The sequence below is a fragment of the Paraburkholderia sp. SIMBA_053 genome (assembly GCF_046534895.1).
GTDB classification, from domain to species: Bacteria; Pseudomonadota; Gammaproteobacteria; order Burkholderiales; family Burkholderiaceae; genus Paraburkholderia; species Paraburkholderia caledonica.
In genome coordinates, this window is the sequence record NZ_JAWRXU010001019.1 from 1 (window position 1) to 259 (window position 259).

Genomic DNA, 259 nt, shown 5'->3' on the forward strand with positions numbered 1-259 from the left:
GTGCGTTGCAGTTGAAGACTTCGGGCGCCCAGGAGATGCGGCCCATGATCTCGGCGAGCGGCGCGTATTCGAGGTTCGTCAGGGCTGTGCCGGGTTCGTCGTTCTTCAGGTGTGGCAGGAACAGGTTCCACAGGCCCTCGGATTTGGCTTTTGCTTTTAGCTCTTCCATGAAGGAGGCGGGGAAGTGGCCCGCATGCGCTTCGTCGAGCCACTGGGCGTGGCGGGGCACGATGTGCTCGTCCATGAAGGCGCGTACGCG

At 62.9% G+C, this 259-nt stretch carries 1 protein-coding gene; it reads right to left on the reverse strand.

Annotation, left to right across the window (positions count from 1 at the left end; all coding sequences use genetic code 11):
• The coding region (locus SB753_RS38715; RefSeq protein ID WP_410805369.1) for an acyl-CoA dehydrogenase family protein at window positions 1–259 on the reverse strand (259 nt) is incomplete at both ends.